Annotated in this window: 12 protein-coding genes; 8 read left to right on the top strand and 4 right to left on the bottom strand. The window is 68.7% G+C overall.

The window, feature by feature from the left end:
• Positions 1 to 55: 55 nt before the first annotated feature.
• Entirely contained in the window at positions 56 to 1,021 is a 966-nt protein-coding gene (locus tag RBB84_RS03795; protein ID WP_082921057.1) for a hypothetical protein, read from the bottom strand.
• A gap of 319 nt (positions 1,022 to 1,340) precedes the next feature.
• On the opposite strand from RBB84_RS03795, the gene RBB84_RS03790 reads away from it, so the two are divergent.
• Both RBB84_RS03790 and RBB84_RS03785 read left to right on the top strand, forming a co-directional pair.
• Positions 1,341 to 1,637, top strand: coding sequence for a chorismate mutase (locus tag RBB84_RS03790; RefSeq protein WP_019288919.1), 297 nt, complete (start codon positions 1,341 to 1,343; stop codon positions 1,635 to 1,637).
• 149 nt (positions 1,638 to 1,786) lie between these two features.
• The gene (locus tag RBB84_RS03785; RefSeq protein WP_064256628.1) at positions 1,787 to 2,584 is read left to right on the top strand and encodes an SDR family oxidoreductase; all 798 of its coding nucleotides are present in this window, start codon (positions 1,787 to 1,789) and stop codon (positions 2,582 to 2,584) included.
• Positions 2,585 to 2,641: 57 nt separating this feature from the next.
• Here the strand turns inward: RBB84_RS03785 and RBB84_RS03780 are convergent, their stop codons facing one another.
• Positions 2,642 to 4,066, bottom strand: a complete 1,425-nt coding sequence (locus RBB84_RS03780; protein ID WP_064256629.1) for an aldehyde dehydrogenase family protein — start codon at positions 4,064 to 4,066, stop codon at positions 2,642 to 2,644.
• A gap of 326 nt (positions 4,067 to 4,392) precedes the next feature.
• Between RBB84_RS03780 and RBB84_RS03775 the strand changes: the two genes are divergently transcribed.
• From RBB84_RS03775 to RBB84_RS03750, 6 genes are all read left to right on the top strand, one after another.
• Positions 4,393 to 9,888, top strand: coding sequence for a glutamate synthase-related protein (locus RBB84_RS03775; RefSeq protein WP_064256630.1), 5,496 nt, complete (start codon positions 4,393 to 4,395; stop codon positions 9,886 to 9,888).
• Entirely contained in the window at positions 9,885 to 11,639 is a 1,755-nt protein-coding gene (locus RBB84_RS03770; protein ID WP_064256631.1) for a sulfite reductase subunit alpha, read from the top strand. The genes RBB84_RS03775 and RBB84_RS03770 overlap by 4 nt, the downstream gene beginning before the upstream one ends.
• 151 nt (positions 11,640 to 11,790) lie before the next feature.
• Positions 11,791 to 13,833: an elongation factor G-like protein EF-G2 gene (locus RBB84_RS03765; protein WP_350247189.1), complete on the top strand. Its 2,043-nt coding sequence runs from the start codon at positions 11,791 to 11,793 to the stop codon at positions 13,831 to 13,833.
• A gap of 38 nt (positions 13,834 to 13,871) precedes the next feature.
• Positions 13,872 to 14,645, top strand: coding sequence for a PIG-L family deacetylase (locus RBB84_RS03760; RefSeq protein ID WP_064256669.1), 774 nt, complete (start codon positions 13,872 to 13,874; stop codon positions 14,643 to 14,645).
• 23 nt (positions 14,646 to 14,668) lie between these two features.
• Positions 14,669 to 15,130: an SRPBCC family protein gene (locus tag RBB84_RS03755; protein WP_064256633.1), complete on the top strand. Its 462-nt coding sequence runs from the start codon at positions 14,669 to 14,671 to the stop codon at positions 15,128 to 15,130.
• A gap of 129 nt (positions 15,131 to 15,259) precedes the next feature.
• The gene (locus tag RBB84_RS03750; RefSeq protein WP_006552878.1) at positions 15,260 to 15,454 is read left to right on the top strand and encodes a hypothetical protein; all 195 of its coding nucleotides are present in this window, start codon (positions 15,260 to 15,262) and stop codon (positions 15,452 to 15,454) included.
• A gap of 7 nt (positions 15,455 to 15,461) precedes the next feature.
• Here RBB84_RS03750 and RBB84_RS03745 read toward each other — a convergent pair whose 3' ends face one another.
• Both RBB84_RS03745 and RBB84_RS03740 read right to left on the bottom strand, forming a co-directional pair.
• Positions 15,462 to 16,592 carry an iron-containing alcohol dehydrogenase gene (locus RBB84_RS03745; RefSeq protein ID WP_064256670.1) on the bottom strand — a complete coding sequence of 377 codons (1,131 nt, stop codon included), beginning with the start codon at positions 16,590 to 16,592 and terminating at the stop codon, positions 15,462 to 15,464.
• Positions 16,593 to 16,708: 116 nt separating this feature from the next.
• Positions 16,709 to 17,689, bottom strand: coding sequence for an ADP-ribosylglycohydrolase family protein (locus tag RBB84_RS03740; RefSeq protein WP_006552877.1), 981 nt, complete (start codon positions 17,687 to 17,689; stop codon positions 16,709 to 16,711).
• Positions 17,690 to 17,701: the final 12 nt, after the last annotated feature.

Below are 17,701 nucleotides of genomic sequence, written 5' to 3'. Positions count from 1 at the left end.
CGAGTTGCAGGAACGGGAACGGAAACGCCATTCTGCAATACGGACTACGTTATTTTCACTCGTCGTCGACGGTGAACGGAGGGCCCTCCGCGAGACGTTCCGCAGCCGCCGGTGTGCCCAGTTCACGGCGGTGGCGAGGGTGCTCCACGTAGAACTCGAGGAAACGGTACAACTGCACCGGATCGACGGCCAGATGCCGTGAGTCCACCTCGATCCGGGGCTCGGACGGCAGGCGCTCGAAGGGGAACACCCGACTCGTGCGCCGACGCGCCCACGCCGCCGACCCGTGCCCCTCGATCCAGATTTCCGGGAACCCCCGGTCGACCGCACGAAGACCCCGCACCGACACCCACGGCAGATAGGACTCCACGAACCAGCCGCGCAGCCTGATCCCGTCCGGCCCGAGAACCAGCGAACCGGCCCGGATGCGCCCGAGTGCCACCTCCACGAGGAAGGCCAGACACACCCCGGCGACGAGCGCCAGCACCAGCGCCACGAGAGGTAGACCCTCGTTCCCGACCACGATCTCCACGGCTGCGCCGAGCGAGAGGAACGTCCCGCACAGCACCATCGCGAGCAGCAGACCGAAGACGGGGCGACGGCCCGCGATCTCGGTACTGCCGCGATCGGCCGTCTCGACGTACCGGAACCGCGGTGTGCGGCTCGGAGGCCACGACGACGGTCGCCGGGCCCCAGATCCGGCAGGCCACCAAAAGGTGGCGCCGAAGGCCGCCGTCAGCAGCATCAGCACCGCCAGGATCGAATAGAAGCGGTCGGCGCCCACCGAATCGGTGCCCCACGCGCTCGCTCCGCGGGCCGCGGCGAAAATCGCCACGAGCACCGCCGCACCGGCCGCTGCGTACACGTGCAGATTGCGCGTGCCGTGCTGCCATTCGCTCGGCGGTTCGATGTGGGATGTCGGTTCGGCACCGAAAGTCGGTTCGGTACCGGAAGTCGGTTCGGTACCGGAAGTCGCAGCCTCCGTGCCGCGCCCACCCCACGGGACAACAGGTCGTCGCATCGGTCTCCCCTCCAGGTGTACCGAGGAGCCCCGACGTCCTCGGCCCTGCCGGTCGGTCGGAACGCTACCTCGAGCGGCGGACCCGATGCGGACCCTTCGGGCGCGACGTCACCGACGGACACACGAGTTGGCACCGGTCGGTGTGACAATTAACATACCCCCCGGCCATCAGGGTGTTGAACCAGGTCACGGCCGTTTATGAAGGAACAGGACGCGCATGGGAGAATCTCGCGAGAATTTTTCCCTACGTGTCGGTAACACCTATAGGTGTAAGCACGACACAATCTGTGACGATTCAGACGAGACCGGAGGAGTCTGCATGACTGTCCAGCTTGATTCGCCTGGCCTTGCGTCCGTCGGCGAAGCTTCGTCGGCCGAGGCAGAGCTCGGGGAGCTGTTCGAGCAGATCAAGGAGCTCGACGCTCAGCTGCTCGCGGTGATCAAGCGGCGTTCGGAGCTCGTTCAGCGCGCCGGAGCATCCGCGAAGGGCACCGACGCGAGCCGCGAAGCACAGGCCGAGGAAATGGCCGTCATGGGACGCTTCGCCGAACTCGGCACCGACGGCAGCACGCTCGCGATGACGCTGCTGCGCCTCGGCCGCACCCGCAAGGCCTGAGACCTACCACCGACGGCCCCCGCACCACATGGTGCGGGGGCCGTCGCCGTAGCCGTCCACCGCTTCGCATCACGCCGGTCGCAAATGTGGCCGCCCGCTCCCCTGTCGGCATACCGTCGGGACATCCCCGAAGAACGGACAAGGGCAGCATGGATCTCGGACTCACTGCGAAGAGGGCCATCGTCACCGGCGGTAGCCGCGGCATCGGCTACGCCATCGCGCGGGCACTGGCCACCGAAGGTGCCGACGTGGTGATCGCGGCCCGTACCGCGGCCGATCTCGACATCGCGGCGAAGACCCTCTCGGAGGAGACCGGGCGACGAATCGTTCCCGTGCCCACCGACACCAGCGACCAGGCCTCGGTCGACGCACTCGTCGCGCGGGCCGTCGCCGAACTCGGTGGCGTCGACATCCTCGTCAACTCCGCCGCCACACCCTGGACCGCCGACAAGCCGACGAGTTTCGCCGCGACCACCGACGACATCGTGCGCAACGAAGTCGAGATCAAGATCCTCGGCTGTCTGCGCACCGCACGCGCCGTCGCCCCCTACCTGATCGAGCAGGGCTGGGGCCGGATCAGCAACATCAGCGGGCTCGGCGCGCGCAGCGCGAACTCCATCGCCCAGACGGTCCGGAACGTCAGCGTTGCAGCCGTGACGAAGAACCTCGCCGACGAACTCGGCCCGCACGGCATCAACGTCACCGTGGTCCACCCCGGCCGCACCCGCACCGAACGGCTGGCGGCGCGACTGGCCGAGGAGTCCGCCGAGACGGGCACGCCGATAGCCGAACTGGAACAGCAGATCGCGAAGAACTCCGTGAACCGCCTCATCGACGCGAGCGAGGTCGCCGACGTCGTCGCGTTCCTCGCGAGCCCGCGCAGCATCGGCATCACCGGCGATGCGATCGCCGTGGGCGGCGGCGTACCCGGCGCGGTCTACTACTGACCGGTCCGACGAAACGATACGGCACCGCCGTCAGCGCAAGATTCGACGGCACCGCCGTCAGCGCAAGATCGTTTTGATCTCCAGGAACTCCTCGAGCCCGAAGACACCGGCCTCGCGTCCGATACCCGACTGCTTGTAACCACCGAAAGGTGCGTCGGTGTTGAAGGCGCCGCCGTTGATGTAGACCTGACCGGTGCGCATACGGCGGGCCACGGCCTCCGCTCGCGCTGGGTCGGCCGACCAGACCCCACCGGACAGGCCGTACTCGCTGTCGTTGGCAATGCGCACCGCATCGTCCTCGTCCTGGTATCCGATGATCGACAGCACCGGCCCGAAGATCTCCTCGCGGGCGATCGTCATCTCCGGCGCGACGTTCGTGAACACGGTCGGGCCGACGAAGTAGCCGGTGGTGAACTCGGTTTCGCGTCCGTCGAGCACCAGTTCGGCCCCCTCCTCGACGCCCTTGTCGATGTACGCCTTCACGCGTGCCTGCTGCGTGCCGCTGACGAGCGGGCCCAGCTTCGACGACGGATCGTCGGGCAGCCCGACGGTGTAGGCCCGCGCGACCCACTCGGCGACGGCGGTGGCCTCCTGCAGACGGTCGGCGGGGACGAGCATGCGGGTCAGGGCGGTGCAGGTCTGGCCGGAGTTGAGGAAGCACTTGCCGACACCCTCGGTGACGGCGGCGGTGAGATCGGCATCGTCGAGGATGATGTTGGCCGACTTGCCGCCGAGTTCGAGCGCGACCTTCTTCACCGTCTCCGCAGCGACGACCGAGACGCGCTTGCCGGCACGCGTCGAGCCCGTGAACGACACCATGTCGACGTCGGGGTGTGCGGCGATGGCCTCGCCGACGACCGGTCCGTAACCGCTGACGAGGTTGAACACGCCCGGCGGCAGGCCGGCCTCGTCGACGATGTCGACGAGCGCGTAGGTCACCAGCGGCGCGACCTCGGTGGGCTTGAGCACCACGGTGCACCCGGCGGCGAGCGCGGCGAACACCTTGAGCACCACCTGGTGCAGCGGGTAGTTCCACGGGGTGATCGCCCCGACGACCCCGATGGGTTCGCGTACGACCAGGGCGTTGCCGATCTCCTGGTCGTCGAAGTCGTACGTTCCGGCCAGCGACGCATAGGCGGCAATGTTCTTCAGCGGCATCCCGACCTGGATGGCACGCGCGAAGTGAGCGGGCATCCCCATGTCCTGGGAGACGACGCTCGTGAGTTCGTCGGCACGCTCGTTCGCCAGCGAGGAGACCTTCTCCAGGTAGGCGGCGCGCGACGCACCACTGAGCGCGGACCAGGCCGGGAAGGCCGCCTTCGCTGCGGCGACCGCCCGATCGACATCGGAGGCGGCACCCTCGGCGACCGCGGCGACGACCTCTTCGGTCGTCGGGTTCACGACCTCGATGCGGTCGGCGCCGTCGGAGTCCACCCACTGCCCGTCGATGTAGATCTTCGTGCGGTCGAGAATGTCGGTCATATCGCTCTCCCTGCTCGTAGTCCGGCCTGTCGACGCCGTTGGGCGCGAGCGTAGCGAAGACCCTCCCGCAATAGAGCGTTTACTCCCGGCGGGTTGTGATGTATCCCGCCGTCACCGGAGTTAACACGTGCGCTACACTTGCCATTGCTGCTCGCGCGCTCCACCGTCGCAACGCACGGCGCATTCGGACAAAGACGTCTGCATTCACACACATCGTCTCCGGCACACGTCTATGCACCTCAGGAGCTGCGCCTTCCCACGCGTTCCCCTTCTTCGCATCGTCACTGCCGGTCGACGCCGAATTCGATGCACCGAGGAGGACGTCCGTGACGCACGCCAGTGACACCGGCCTGTACGACAGCACGCTGGACAAGAGCAGTTGTGGTGTCGGTTTCATCACCCGCAAGGACGGCGTGCAGACCCACGACGTGCTCACCCGCGGTCACGAGGCCCTGTGCGTCGTGCCGCACCGCGGTGGCATGTCCGCCGAGGGTGTCGGCGACGGAGCCGGCATCAACGTGGACCTGTCGGTCGCCTTCTTCTCCGAGATCACCGGAAAACCCTTGCAGGAAGGGCACTTCGGTGTCGGAAACTTCTTCCTCCCCACCGATCCCGCGGCGCATGCCGATGCCGAGGAACTCGTCTCGTCGGCACTCGCCGGAGCCGGGGTCACCGTGCTCACGATGCGCGACGTCCCCGTCGACGACAGCGTGTTGCGTCCTGCCGCAACGAAATACCAGCTGCCCATCCGTCAGTGGATCTTCACGCGGCCCGACGCGTGCGACTCCGTCGACGAGTTCGACCGACTGCTGCACGGCGTGCTCCTCGAGGTCGAGGCCCGCGCCTACACCGAGCCGGAACTGGGCGGGCTGTACCCGCTCTCGCTCAGTGCGCGCACGCAGGTTCTCAAGAACCGCTTGAACTCTCACGAGGTCATCCCGTACTTCCGCGATCTCACCGATCCGCGGCACGCGGTGCACACCCTGTTCTTCCACACCCGGTTCTCGACGAACACCGATCCGCATCCGACGATGGCGCAGCCGTTCCGCCTCATGGCGCACAACGGTGAGCTGAACACCGATCGCAAGAACCGGCTGTTCGAGGGCGCTCTCGCCCGCGCGATGGGCCGTGACATCATTCGCCCGCCGGGACAGTCCGACAGCTGCCGCTTCGACCAGACCCTGGCCTCGCGTATCGCCCACAACGAACTCGACCTCGTCACCGCCGTCGTGCAGATGATGCCGCCTGCCTGGGAGAACGACACCGAGCTGTCGCCACAGGTCCGCGCGATGCTCGAGTTCTTCTCCCTGTACGAGGAGAAGAACGACGGCCCCGCGGCGCTGGTCTTCGGCAACGGCACCGTCGTCGGCGCGCGCCTCGACCGCCTCGGCCTGCGTCCGCTGCGCACCGTGGAGACCGAAGAGTACCTCGCCGTCACCTCCGAGGCCGGCCAGTTCGACTTCGCGCCCGAGACCGTGCTGCGTCGCGGCCGCATCGAGGCCGGTGGCATGCTGTACTTCGATCACCGCACGCGCCGCTCCTACGGAGCGGATGAGGCGCTCGAACTTCTTGCTGCCCGGCAGAATTACGCGTCGCTCGTCGACGAGGCCCGCCGCAATCTCGATGCCCTGCCCGAGGTTCCCGCCGAGAAGGCCGGTTCCCCGCTGCGCTACAACGGCGATCTCGAGCGTTACCAGCGCTACGTGTCCTACAGCATCAACCAGGAATCCTTCCGGTTCATGCTCGACCCGATGCTCGCGTCGGGTCAGGAGCGCATCTCCGCGATGGGTTACGGCAACGCCATCAACGCGCTGTCGGATCAGGAAGGCGGTGTGGCCAAGTACTTCTCGCAGCGCTTCGCCCAGGTCACCAACCCGTCGCTGGACTCGATCCGCGAAGCGGACGGCATGACCCTGCGCGTCGCGCTCGGTGCTCGCCCCGGTAGCGGTGCTCCCGTCTCGTCCGCGACCCAGATCGTGGTGCCCACCCCGATCCTCACGCACCTCGACATGCTGCGTATCCGCGAGCAGTCCGACACCCCGGTGCGGCGTTTCGAGATGCTGTACTCCCCCGTCTTCGACGACGCCAAGGCGAACGCGGCCGCGCTCGCCGCCGCGATCGACGGTACGGCCGAGGCCATTGCCGATTTCGCCCGCGAATCCGGTGGCATCGCCGTGCTCACCGACCGCCACGTCTCCACCGACCGCGCCGGACTGCCGATGGTGCTCACCGTCGCGGCGGTCAACCAGCGCCTGATCGACGAGGGATTGCGTCTGCGCGTGTCCGTCATCGTCGAATCCGGACAGCTGTTCTCGTCGCATCACATCGCGGCGACCCTCGGTTTCGGTGCCGCTGCGGTGTATCCGCTCACGGTGCAGATGCGCGCCGAGGAGAAGTTCGGCGACGATGCCGACGCCGCGTTCCTGAAGTTCCGCAAGGCGGCCGAGAAGTCGCTCATGAAGACGATGGGACGCGTCGGCCTGTGCACCGTCGAGTCGTACATCGGCGGTGAGTTCTTCGAGCCGAGCTATCTCGACACGAGTGACGAGGTGCTCGCGCGCTGGTTCCCGAACGTGAAGTCCCCGGTCGGCGGTGTCGGTTTCACCACCCTCGCGCAGGCCGTCGCCGACTGGCACCGTCGCGCTCTCACCGTGGAGACGGAGAAGGACGTCCCGCTGCTGGGTCTGTTCAAGGAGCGCGCCGAGGGCGCCGGTCACTCGTTCGGCACGACCGCCGTGCGCGGCTTCGTGGACATGACCGAGGAGCCCTTCGCGCTGCCCGTGGAGAAGGAGGCCGAGCCGGATCTGACCGACGCGCTGCGTCTGCTGCCGCTGCACCGGCTCTCCGACGCGCACGGTCTCGACGACGCGTCGTACCGCTACGGCGGCTTCCGCGCCCTGACACCCGCCGAGATCGATGCCTTCGAGATCACCCCGGGTTACCGCGCGTTCGCCCGCACGATGGCCGACGAGCGCACACAGCGTCCCGCGGCGCTGCGCGACGTGCTCGCCCTGCCCGCCGACGTCACCTACGCCGTCACCGCCGAGGACTTCACCAAGGAGATGGGCCGCTTCGCGCGGTTCGGCAACAACTCGATGCTCGTGCGCGGGATCTCCGCGGCGCGGGTCGGTGAGAGCGAATTCGTCCTGCGTCTGACCGGTCCGCTCGCAGACGACCACCGTCGTCCCGATGCGCTCGCGGCCTCGCTCGTCGCGCGCTTCGGTGACGGCATCGTCTCGCACCGTTGCTACGGCGACACCCTGACCGTGCACGCGATCGGTGACGCCGCGCGCTATCTCGAGCAGGTCCGCCAGGCCCCGCTGAGCGTGCGGCTCGACCGGGTGCAGCCGGCGCACGAGATCACCCCGGCGCTCGCGTCGGGTGCGATGAGCCATGGCGCGCTCAACTCCAACGCCCACGAGGCCGTCGCCCACGGCACCAACATGGTCGGCGGCATGTCGAACTGCGGTGAGGGCGGCGAGCACATCTCCCGCTACGGCACCATCCGCGGGTCGCGCATCAAGCAGTTCGCGTCCGGCCGCTTCGGTGTGTGGGCCGGTTATCTCGCCGATCCGATGCTCGAGGAGATCGAGATCAAGATCGCGCAGGGCGCGAAGCCCGGTGAGGGCGGCCAGTTGCCCGCCAAGAAGGTCACGGTGGAGATCGCCGCGGCGCGCGGTGCGACCCCGGGCGTCGAGCTGGTCTCGCCGCCGCCGCACCACGACACCTACTCCATCGAGGACCTCGCCCAGCTCATCCACGACGCCAAGGCGGCGCGGGTGCGGGTGATCGTCAAGCTCGTCTCCTCGGAGGGCATCGGCACGATCGCCGTGGGTGTCGCGAAGGCCGGCGCCGACGTCATCAACGTCGCCGGCAACACCGGCGGCACGGGTGCCGCCTCGGTGACCTCGCTGAAGTACGCGGGCCGGTCCGCGGAGATCGGTGTGGCCGAGGTCCACCAGGCCCTCACGGCCAACGGTCTGCGCGACAAGGTCGTGCTGCGCTGCTCGGGTGCGCACCAGACGGCGTCGGACGTCATCGTCTCCGCGCTGCTCGGCGCCGACAGCTTCGAGTTCGGCACCACCGCGCTGATGATGCTCGGCTGCGTCATGGCGAAGAACTGCAACGTCAAGTGCCCGGCAGGTCTGACCACGAATCCCGAAGTGTTCAACGGCGATCCGCGGGCGATGGCCCAGTACCTGCTCAACGTCGCGCACGAGACCCGAGAGCTGCTCGCCCGCCTGGGTCTGCGGTCGCTGCGCGACGCGCGTGGCCGCGCCGACCTGCTGCACCTGCTCGACCACCCGTCGAGCGTGGGCCGGCTGGACCTGCGGGCGATGCTCGCGGTGCTGCCCGAGGTGCACATCGACAATCCGGTCTACATGGAGAAGGACTACTCGCTCGACGAGGCGTGGGTGGCCCGGCTGCGCGAGGCCCTCGTCGATGCGAAGGAGCTCACCGTCTCGCTCGGCGACGGCGTGCAGCTGACGAACAACAACAAGAGCGTCGGCGCGCAGCTGGCGATCGACATCGAGCGCATGCTCAACCACGAGGATCTCGGCGCCCTGCCGGCCGTGCTCGACGACGAGCGCGGACGCCGCTGGCTACGCGACGGCACCGTCACCATCACCACCTCCGGTTCGGCGGGCCTGTCCTTCGGGGCGTTCTGCAACGACGGCATGCACATCGAGCACACCGGTACCGCCAACGACGGCGTCGGCAAGGGCCAGTGCGGCGGGCAGATCGTGCTGCACTCCCCCGGCGGCGGCAGCGACCGACGCGGCGGCAACGTGCTCATCGGCAACTTCGCGCTCTTCGGTGCGACCGGTGGTCGCCTGTTCGTCGAGGGTGAGGCCGGCGACCGCTTCGCGGTGCGCAACTCCGGCGCCACCGCAGTCGTCGAGGGTGTCGGCGAGTTCGCCTGCGAGTACATGACCAACGGCGCGGTGCTCAACATCGGCGAGTTCGGCAAGGGCTTCGGCAACGGCATGTCGGGCGGGTTCGTCTACCAGTACGACCCCGAGGGCCTGCTCCCCCGCAAGGCCAGCGCCGACTCGATCGTCCTCGGGTCGATCACCGGTGACGACCCGCAGGCCGCGATCCACAACGCCGCCGTGCTGCAGCTGCTGCACCTGCACATCGAGGCGACCGGCTCGGTGAAGGCCCGCTTCCTGATCGACAACTGGCAGGTCGAGCAGCACCGCTTCGCGTACGGCATGCCGCGCGCGCTGCTGCAGTACCAGGACCTCGACGAAATCCTCGCCGCAGCGTCGCGCAAGGACCTCGCCGCCGAGGTCGCCACGGCGCTGGTCGCGCACCAGGTGCGCAAGTTCAAGGAGAACTACCGCTCGGGTGTTCCCGTCGCCGGTGGTGTCACCCCGGACGCGACCGACACCGAGGCCATGTACGCGCTGCTCAACAACTACACGGTGCTCGCCGCCGCGCAGGAGATGGCGCTGCAGAAGGTCCCCGGCGCCACCGACGTGTCGGATCCGGCGGTGCAGAAGGCCGCTCGCAATCTGCTGCTCACGGAGGACTTCTTCCTCGTCGCGAAGCTCGAGCGCTACGCCCTCGCGGCGATCGCCGATCACACCGACGAGCAGCTCGCGGCGCTGGTCGCCGACAAGCGCCTGAACGACTACAAGCAGGCCCTGGCCCTGCGCAACGTCCGCTCGGTCGATGCGCCGGGTACCTACGGCTGGATCCACTTGCAGAGCCGCAAGAATCTCGACGCCGCAGGTCGCCTACCCGGTTACGAGGAACTGTTCGCACGCAACGCCGTCCCGAACGTCCTCACCTCCACGATGGGAGTCTCCGCGTGACCACCACCGGCCCGTTCATTCCCCTCGACGCTCCGTTCACCGCCGATCAGCGGTCGTGGCTCTCCGGCTTCGTCGCCGGGATGCAGACCCGCCTGTTCTCCGGTGGTCCCGCCGCCGATGCCGGGACCGTCGGCTCGGCGCCTGCTCTGCACGTGCTCTACGGCTCGCAGACCGGCAATGCCGAAGCCGTCGCCGAGGACGCCGCGGCTGCAGCGCGCACCCAGGGCTTCGCGCCCGTCGTGTGCGCTCTCGACGACATGGACCTCGACCGGTTCGCCGGTCTGGGCCAGGTCCTGATCGTCACATCCACCTACGGCGAGGGCGAGATGCCCGACAACGCCGAGCTGTTCTGGGAGGCACTGTCGGCCGAGAGCGCGCCGCGCCTCGACGGCATGAACTTCGCGGTGCTCGCCCTCGGCGACACCGGTTACGACGGGTTCTGCCAGGCCGGCAAGCTCATCGACATGCGTCTCGAGCAGCTCGGTGCGCAGCGCATCGTGCCGCGGGTGGACTGCGACGTCGAGTTCGAGGAGCTCGCCGCGACGTGGATCGCGGAGACGCTGCCGCTCGTCGCGGCCGTCGAGGGCATCGTGGGCGATGACGCTCCCGCCCCCGCGGCGCCGGCCCGGGCGAAGTCGCAGTGGACCCGCAAGAATCCCTATCCGGCGGTGCTGACGTCGAACGTGCTCCTGTCCGGGGAGGACTCGGCCAAGGAGATTCGGCACTACGAGTTCGCGCTCGCCGATTCCGGTCTCGAATACGAAGCGGGCGACGCGCTGAACGTGGTGCCCGTCAACGACACCGAACTCGTGCACGCGATCCTCGGTCGGCTCGGTCTCGACGGCGCGACCGTCCCCGAGGGTCACGACGACACGCTCGAGCACCTCCTCACCTACAACTACGAGATCACCGCTCCGTCCGTCGATCTCCTCGAGGAGATCGAGAAACACACGGGTAACGAGGAACTCACCTATGTGCTGCGGCACGGCGACAAGGCCGCGCTCGACGAATGGTTGTGGGGCCGCGACATTCTCGACGTGCTCCTGCTCGATCCCGCGCCCGAGCTGTCGGCCGAGCAGTTCCTGGCGCTGCTGCGTCCGCTGCAGCACCGGGCGTACTCGATCTCTTCGAGCCCGAACGCGTGCGACGGTTCGGTGCACCTGACGGTCGCGGCGGTGCGCTACGGCACCGACGGCCGCGAGCGTCGCGGCGTGTGTTCGACCTTCCTCGCCGATCGTGTCGGTGAAGGCAAGGTCGGCATCTTCGTGTCGAAGAACAAGGCCTTCCGCGTGCCCGCCGACGACACCGCACCGATGATCATGGTCGGTCCGGGCACCGGCATCGCACCCTTCCGCGGCTTCCTGCAGGAACGTCGCGCACGGGGTGCGACGGGGAAGAACTGGCTGTTCTTCGGCGACCAGAAGCGCGGCTGCGACTACATCTACGAACAGGAGTTGGCCGAGTTCGCCGACTCGGGTGTGCTCACGCGCCTGGACCTGGCGTTCTCCCGCGATCAGGCCGAGAAGATCTACGTGCAGACCCGCATGAAGGAGCACGGCGCGGAACTGTTCGCGTGGCTCGAGGAGGGTGGACACTTCTACATCTGCGGCGACGCGTCGCGGATGGCGAAGGACGTCGACCGTGCGCTGCACGAGATCGTCGCCGAGCACGGCGGCATGAACGACGAGCAGGCCGCGGAGTACGTCACCACCCTCAAGCGCGAGAAGCGGTACGTGCGCGACGTGTACTGAGCAGGCCGGGGGTACGCACCGCCGCCGCGAGGCTCGCAACACCATCGGTCACCGGTGGCGTTGCGAGCCCCGAGCGCGTGTTGCGAACCTCCCCGGAGGCACCATCGGAATGGCTTAGACTGTGCTGCAGGTCACACGAGGGAGTAGTTCGATGCCCGATCGCTCCGCAGCACGCAGCCGGCAGGCACCGACCGCCGACAGTCCCGACCGGATCCGCAACGTTGCCCTGGTGGGGTGCAGCGGCTCCGGGAAAACCACCCTCACCGAATCCCTCGCCGTCGCAGCGGGCGCCGTCGGGCGCGCCGGGCGCGTGGCAGAGGGCACCACGGTGTCCGACTACGAGGGGATCGAGCAGCGCCACCGCAGGTCGGTGCAGCTGTCCGTCGTCCCCCTCGAATGGAACGACATCAAGATCAACCTGATCGACACGCCGGGACACCCCGACTTCGACGCCGAGGTCCGCGCAGCCCTGCACGCGGCCGACGCGGCGATCTTCGTCGTCTCCGCCACCGATCCCATCAGCGCAGCGACCCGCGCGCTCTGGCGCGAATGCGACGACGAGGCGATCCCCCGCGCGATCGTGGTGAACAAACTCGATGTCGCCCGGCACAGCTTCGACGACATGCTCACCGACTGTCACGTCGCCTTCGGATTGGGACCGGACACCCTGAGGGCCATGTTCTATCCCGTCTACGACGGCGACCGCCCGATCGGGTCGATGGGTCTGCTGACGGGCCGCAGCTACGGCGAACCCGGTCCGTGCCCGGTGTCCACCGAAGCGCGCGAGAGCCTCGTGGAGGCCATCTCCGGCCAGGACGACACGCTCATGGAGCGGTTCATCGCCGGCGAGCAACTCGACACGGCCTCCCTGCAGGAAGGACTCACCCGCGAGATCCTGGCGTGCACCCTGCACCCGGCCGTTCCCGCCGACGAGACGGGGATCGGTGCCGTCGAACTGCTCGAATTGATCACCACCGGATTCCCCGCACCGACGCAGCGCGGTCGTGGTGCACCGCCGTGCGATCCGGACGGTCCGCTCGCCGCGCAGGTCGTGCGCGTGGCCGGCGACTCCTATGTCGGGCGGATCAGCCTGGTGCGCGTGTACTCCGGCACGCTGCGACCCGACACGATCGTCGCGCTGGCCGACGGCGACCGCGACAGCCGCGAACGCATTCCCGCCCTGACGAGCCCGTTCGGCAAGCAACAGCGCCCGGTCGGTGAAGCCGTGGCGGGAGACATCGCCTCCGTCGGGAAGCTCGCGACGGCACAACCCGGTGACGTCCTGTACGACCCCGACCATCCGGTCCCGCTCGACCGGTGGCCCACCCCGACTCCCCTGCTCCCCGTCGCGATCGAGGCACACACCCGCACCGACGACGACAAGCTGTCCCAGGCCCTGTCGCGCCTCGCCTCCGAGGATCCCGCGCTGCGCGTCGAGCAGAATCCCGAGACCCATCAGCTCGTGCTGTGGTGCACGGGTGAAGCGCACGCCGAACTGGTCCTCGAACGGTTGCGCACCCGGCACGGTGTCCAGGTCGACACGGTCGAGCATCGGGTGCCGCTCGAGGAGACCTTCGCCGGCCCCGCGAAAGGCCACGGCAGGCTCGTCAAACAATCCGGCGGGCACGGTCAGTACGCGGTCGTCGACGTCGAGGTCGAACCACTGCCGGTGGGCAGCGGGGTGGTGTTCGCCGAGAAGGTGGTGGGCGGTGCGGTTCCGCGCCAGTTCATCCCGTCCGTGGAGAAGGGCGTGTACGCGCAGGCCGAGAAGGGCGTGACGACGGGATATCCGCTCGTCGACGTGCAGGTCACCCTGGTCGACGGCAAGGCCCACTCGGTGGATTCGTCCGACGCGGCCTTCCAGGCCGCCGCCGGGCTGGCCCTGCGGGATGCGGCCTCACACAGCACCGTTCGCGTACTCGAACCGGTCGCCGCCGTGCGGGTGATCGTGCCGGAGGAGCATCTCGGCGCGGTCCTCGGCGATCTGTCGGCCCGGCGCGGACGGGTGCTCGGCACCGAATCCCCCGAGCCGGGTGTCGCCCTGTTGCGCGCGGCGGTTCCCGAGCTCGAACTCGGCCGCTATCCGGTGGAACTGCGGGCCATCACGCAGGGCACCGCCGATTTCGCCCGCCAGTATCTGCGGCACGAACCGATGCCCGAGAATCTCGCGGCCCGATACGGCGAGTCGGACTGACCGCTGCACCGCACGAGCAGCGTGTCAGCATGAACGCCATGAGCGTTCTGCTGTGCTTTCACGCACACCCCGACGACGAGGTGTTCCTCACCGGTGGCGTGATGCGCCGAGCCGCCGACGCCGGGCATCGCGTCGTCCTCGTCGTCGCCACCGACGGTGCCCGCGGCGAGTATCCCGACGGTTTGCTCGCGCCCGGCGAATCCCTCGCCGCCCGGCGCGCGAAGGAGCTGGAGGAATCCGCCCGGGCGCTGGGTGCGGCGAGGGTGGTGCCCTTCGGCTACGGCGATTCGGGGATGGCCGGCACCGCCGGCAACCACGACCCGAATGCCTTCGCCAACGCCGATCCGAGCGAGGTGGGAGCCAGACTGGCCGCCGTGATCGAGCAGGAACGCGCCGATGTCGTCACGATCTACGACGAGCACGGCGGCTACGGCCATCCCGATCACGTCCAGGTCCACCGGGCCGGGATCCATGCCGAACGGATCACCGGACACGACGCCGTCTACGAGGCATCGAGCAACCGGGACCACCTGATGCGGCTGCTCTCGGCGCTGCCGGACACCCCCGACGACGTGCGCCCACCGGACCTCGAGACGTTCGGCCTACCGGAATCGGAACTGACCACCGCGGTGGACGTGTCGACGGCGCTGGCCGCCAAACGCGCTGCCATGATCGGCTATGAGTCGCAGATCGGAGACTTCGGGCCGATGCTGAACATGCCCGAGGAACACCTGCGGGCCGCCTTCGGTGTCGAATGGTTCCGGCGCCGCGGTGTTCCGCCCGGGCTGCAGGAGACCGAGCTCCCGCTCTGACCCGAACGATCACGAGGAGAGAAGTGGAACAACGCATCGAGGTCTCGCGCAACATCGCCGCACCACCATCCGCGGTGTGGCGGGTGCTCACCGCGCTGGACGAGGCGCCCACCACCCTGCGTGCGGTGAAGGCCGTGGAACGACTGGACGGCACCGGCTACGAGGTGGGCACACGGTGGCGAGAGACCCGCGTGATGTTCGGGCAGTCGGCGACCGAGGAGATGCAGGTCGCCGAGGCGGATCCGGAGCGGCGCACCGTCGTCGTCGCCGAATCCCGCGGCGCCCGCTACCGGACCGTCTTCGATCTGACCCCCTCGGCGGGCGGCACGGATCTGTCCGTGAAGTTCTCCGGCGAGAGCGGACCCCTCGGCGCCTTCGCGCAGCTTGCGATGACCCTGTTCGCGCCGCTCGCGAAACGCGCGACCCGCAAGGCCCTCGAACAGGACCTCGCCGACATCGCCGCCGCAGCCGAGCGGGCGGGATGAGCTAGGCGGCGGGAACGGTCTCATCGAGCTTGCCGGTGGTGATCGGTGTGAGCAGAACCGTTGCCCGTTTGACCGTTCCGGCACTCGGGTACCGCTCCCCTGCACCCTACGAACGAAGGACGGACGTCGATGGACAACGCCCCCAAGCACGGTTCGGGCCGCCCAGAGGACAACGACGACCTCACCGGGCAGAAGATCAAGCATCTCGTCGACAAGCTCGAGCAGAAGGTCGAGAAGGAACGCGAGGAGGAGGGTGCGCCCGGCAACGTCGCGGACCGGGTGAGGACGGAGAAGGTCGAGCCCGACGATCAGGCTCCCGAATGAGCCGGCCTCAGGCGTAGATCCGCCCGTAGAGATCGCGGATCTCCTCGGCCGTCGGGATCCTCGGGTTGTTGTTCGGGGATCCCGACGCCAGCGCCTGCTCGGCCATGACCGGGAGCCTCTCGTCCCAGGTCTGCTTGTCGATGCCGTACGACTTCGGTGTCGGCACCTCCACGTCGCGGCACAGTTCCTTCAGCGCGACGACCAGGTCTGCGGCGGCGGTCGCATCCGAGGCGTCCGTCGAGGCCGCGCCGAGCGCGCGGGCGCAGTCGGCATAGCGGGGCTCGGCGGCATCCACCGAGAACTCGGTGACCGCCGGGAACAGCATCGCGTTCGACAGCCCGTGCGCAACATGGAAGTGCGCCCCGATCGGACGGCTCATGCCGTGCACGAGCGCGACGCTGGAGTTGGAGAACGCGATGCCCGCCTGCGTGGCGGCCAGCATCATCCGCTCGCGCGCCTCGGCGTCCTGCCCGTCCGCGTAGACGCGCCGCAGTACCTGTCCGATGGTGTCGATCGCGACGAGCGCGAGGCTGTCGGAGAACGGGTTCGCCTTCCTGCTGACATAGGCCTCGATGGCATGGGTGAGTGCATCCACGCCGGTGTCCGCCGTCAGGCGCGGAGGCATCGTCATGGTGAGCCGATAGTCGACGATCGCAGCGACCGGCAGGAATGCCTGACCCGTGCACAGCATCTTCTCGTCGGACTCGCTGTCGCTGATGATCGTGAACTGGGTTGCCTCCGAGCCGCTTCCCGCCGTGGTCGGCACGGCGATCACCGGTAGCGCCGGGCCGATGTTGTCGCGCGGCACCTTGTAGTCGCGCATGTGACCGCCCTTCCGGGCGAGCAGGCCGAGGGCCTTGGCCGTGTCCATCGGGCTTCCTCCACCGAACCCGATCACACAGTCGGCGTCGTGCTCGGCGACCGCTGCGACACCCGCGTCGAGCGAGGCGGTGGTGGGGTCGGGAACGGTCTCGGCGAAGACGGCCGGCCGCAGTCCGGCGGCCTCGAGCTGCGCGACCATCCGATCCACCGCACCGGTGCCGACCAGGAACTTGTCGGTCACCACCAGGGGCCGGGCGAGTCCGAGCCCGGCGACTACCTCACCGATCTCCTCGACGGCGCCCCCGCCGACGCGCATGATGCGTGGAAGTGCGATGGAAGCCACGTGCGATCCCTCCTCGAGTATCCGTCGGACGGGTCGTGTCTACCGCATCACAACCGCGAGTGGAGACATCCGGCGGATCTCGGGGAGTCTCAGCTCTGGACGACCCGTAGTACATCCCCGCCTGCCCCGGAGCCCTTCCGCGCGGTGAGCAGCCCGAGGCGCTCGAGGTCGTCCGCGCGGTAACCGGGCCATCCGTGCAGCATGCGACGCCACCGTTCCGGCACCGCGGACGCACCCCACCGGGCGCCGAGCAGTCCGCCCGCGATGGCCGCGACCGTGTCGGTGTCGTTGCCTGCGCGCACGGCCAGTTCGAGCGCCTCCGGCAGGTGTCCGGGGCCGTCGGTGCGGGCGTGCGTGATCGCCCACCACGCCGCCTGCAGGGCGTGGACGACCCAGCCGTTGTTGTCGAACACGCGCGGACTCGGCGCGGTCTCCGCCTCGTCCAGCAGCGCCGTCCACCGCTGTGCGGCGGGCTGGGACAGGCAGGACAGGGCGACCCGCACCCCGTCGAAGGTGCCGTGGAGGACGGCGTGACGGATCGCGAACGACCACAGTCGGCATGCCTCGGATGCCTGCTCGTCCGCGTGGGTGAGGCTGCTGATCGCATGCGCCGTGGACAGGCACCGCTCGGCGTCGTCGAGGTAGGCGAGCCCGACGGGTGCGGTGCGCATGAGCGATCCGTTGCCACCGGTGCGTCCGGGGAGGCTGCGGGCGCGCGCCGTCATGGTGACGGCGGTGGGGCCCGCCTCGCGCAGGACGGCACGCGTCTGGTTGCCGATGTCCTTGGGGTTCGTGGCGTACCAGCGGAGGAACTGCGCCGCGACCGCGTCGAGTCCGGCGCCCTCACCGATGTCGACGCCGGTCGCCGAGACCTCGGCGATCGCGAGGGCCATGGAGGTGTCGTCGGTCCACTCACCGGGCGCGAACGGCCCGAGTCCGCCGCCGATCATGTCGATGGGCGTGGTGTCCGTCGGATACGTGAATTCGTATCCGGCCCCGAGTGCGTCGCCTGCTGCGGTGGCGAGCAGGACTCCGGCTGCCCGGTCGTTCTGTGCTGCGGTTGTTTCCATGAACCCCTCTAT

Source organism: Rhodococcus sp. D-6, assembly GCF_040256695.1.
In the GTDB taxonomy this organism is placed as follows: domain Bacteria; phylum Actinomycetota; class Actinomycetes; order Mycobacteriales; family Mycobacteriaceae; genus Rhodococcus; species Rhodococcus pyridinivorans.
This window is presented reverse-complemented; position numbering and strand designations above follow the sequence as displayed.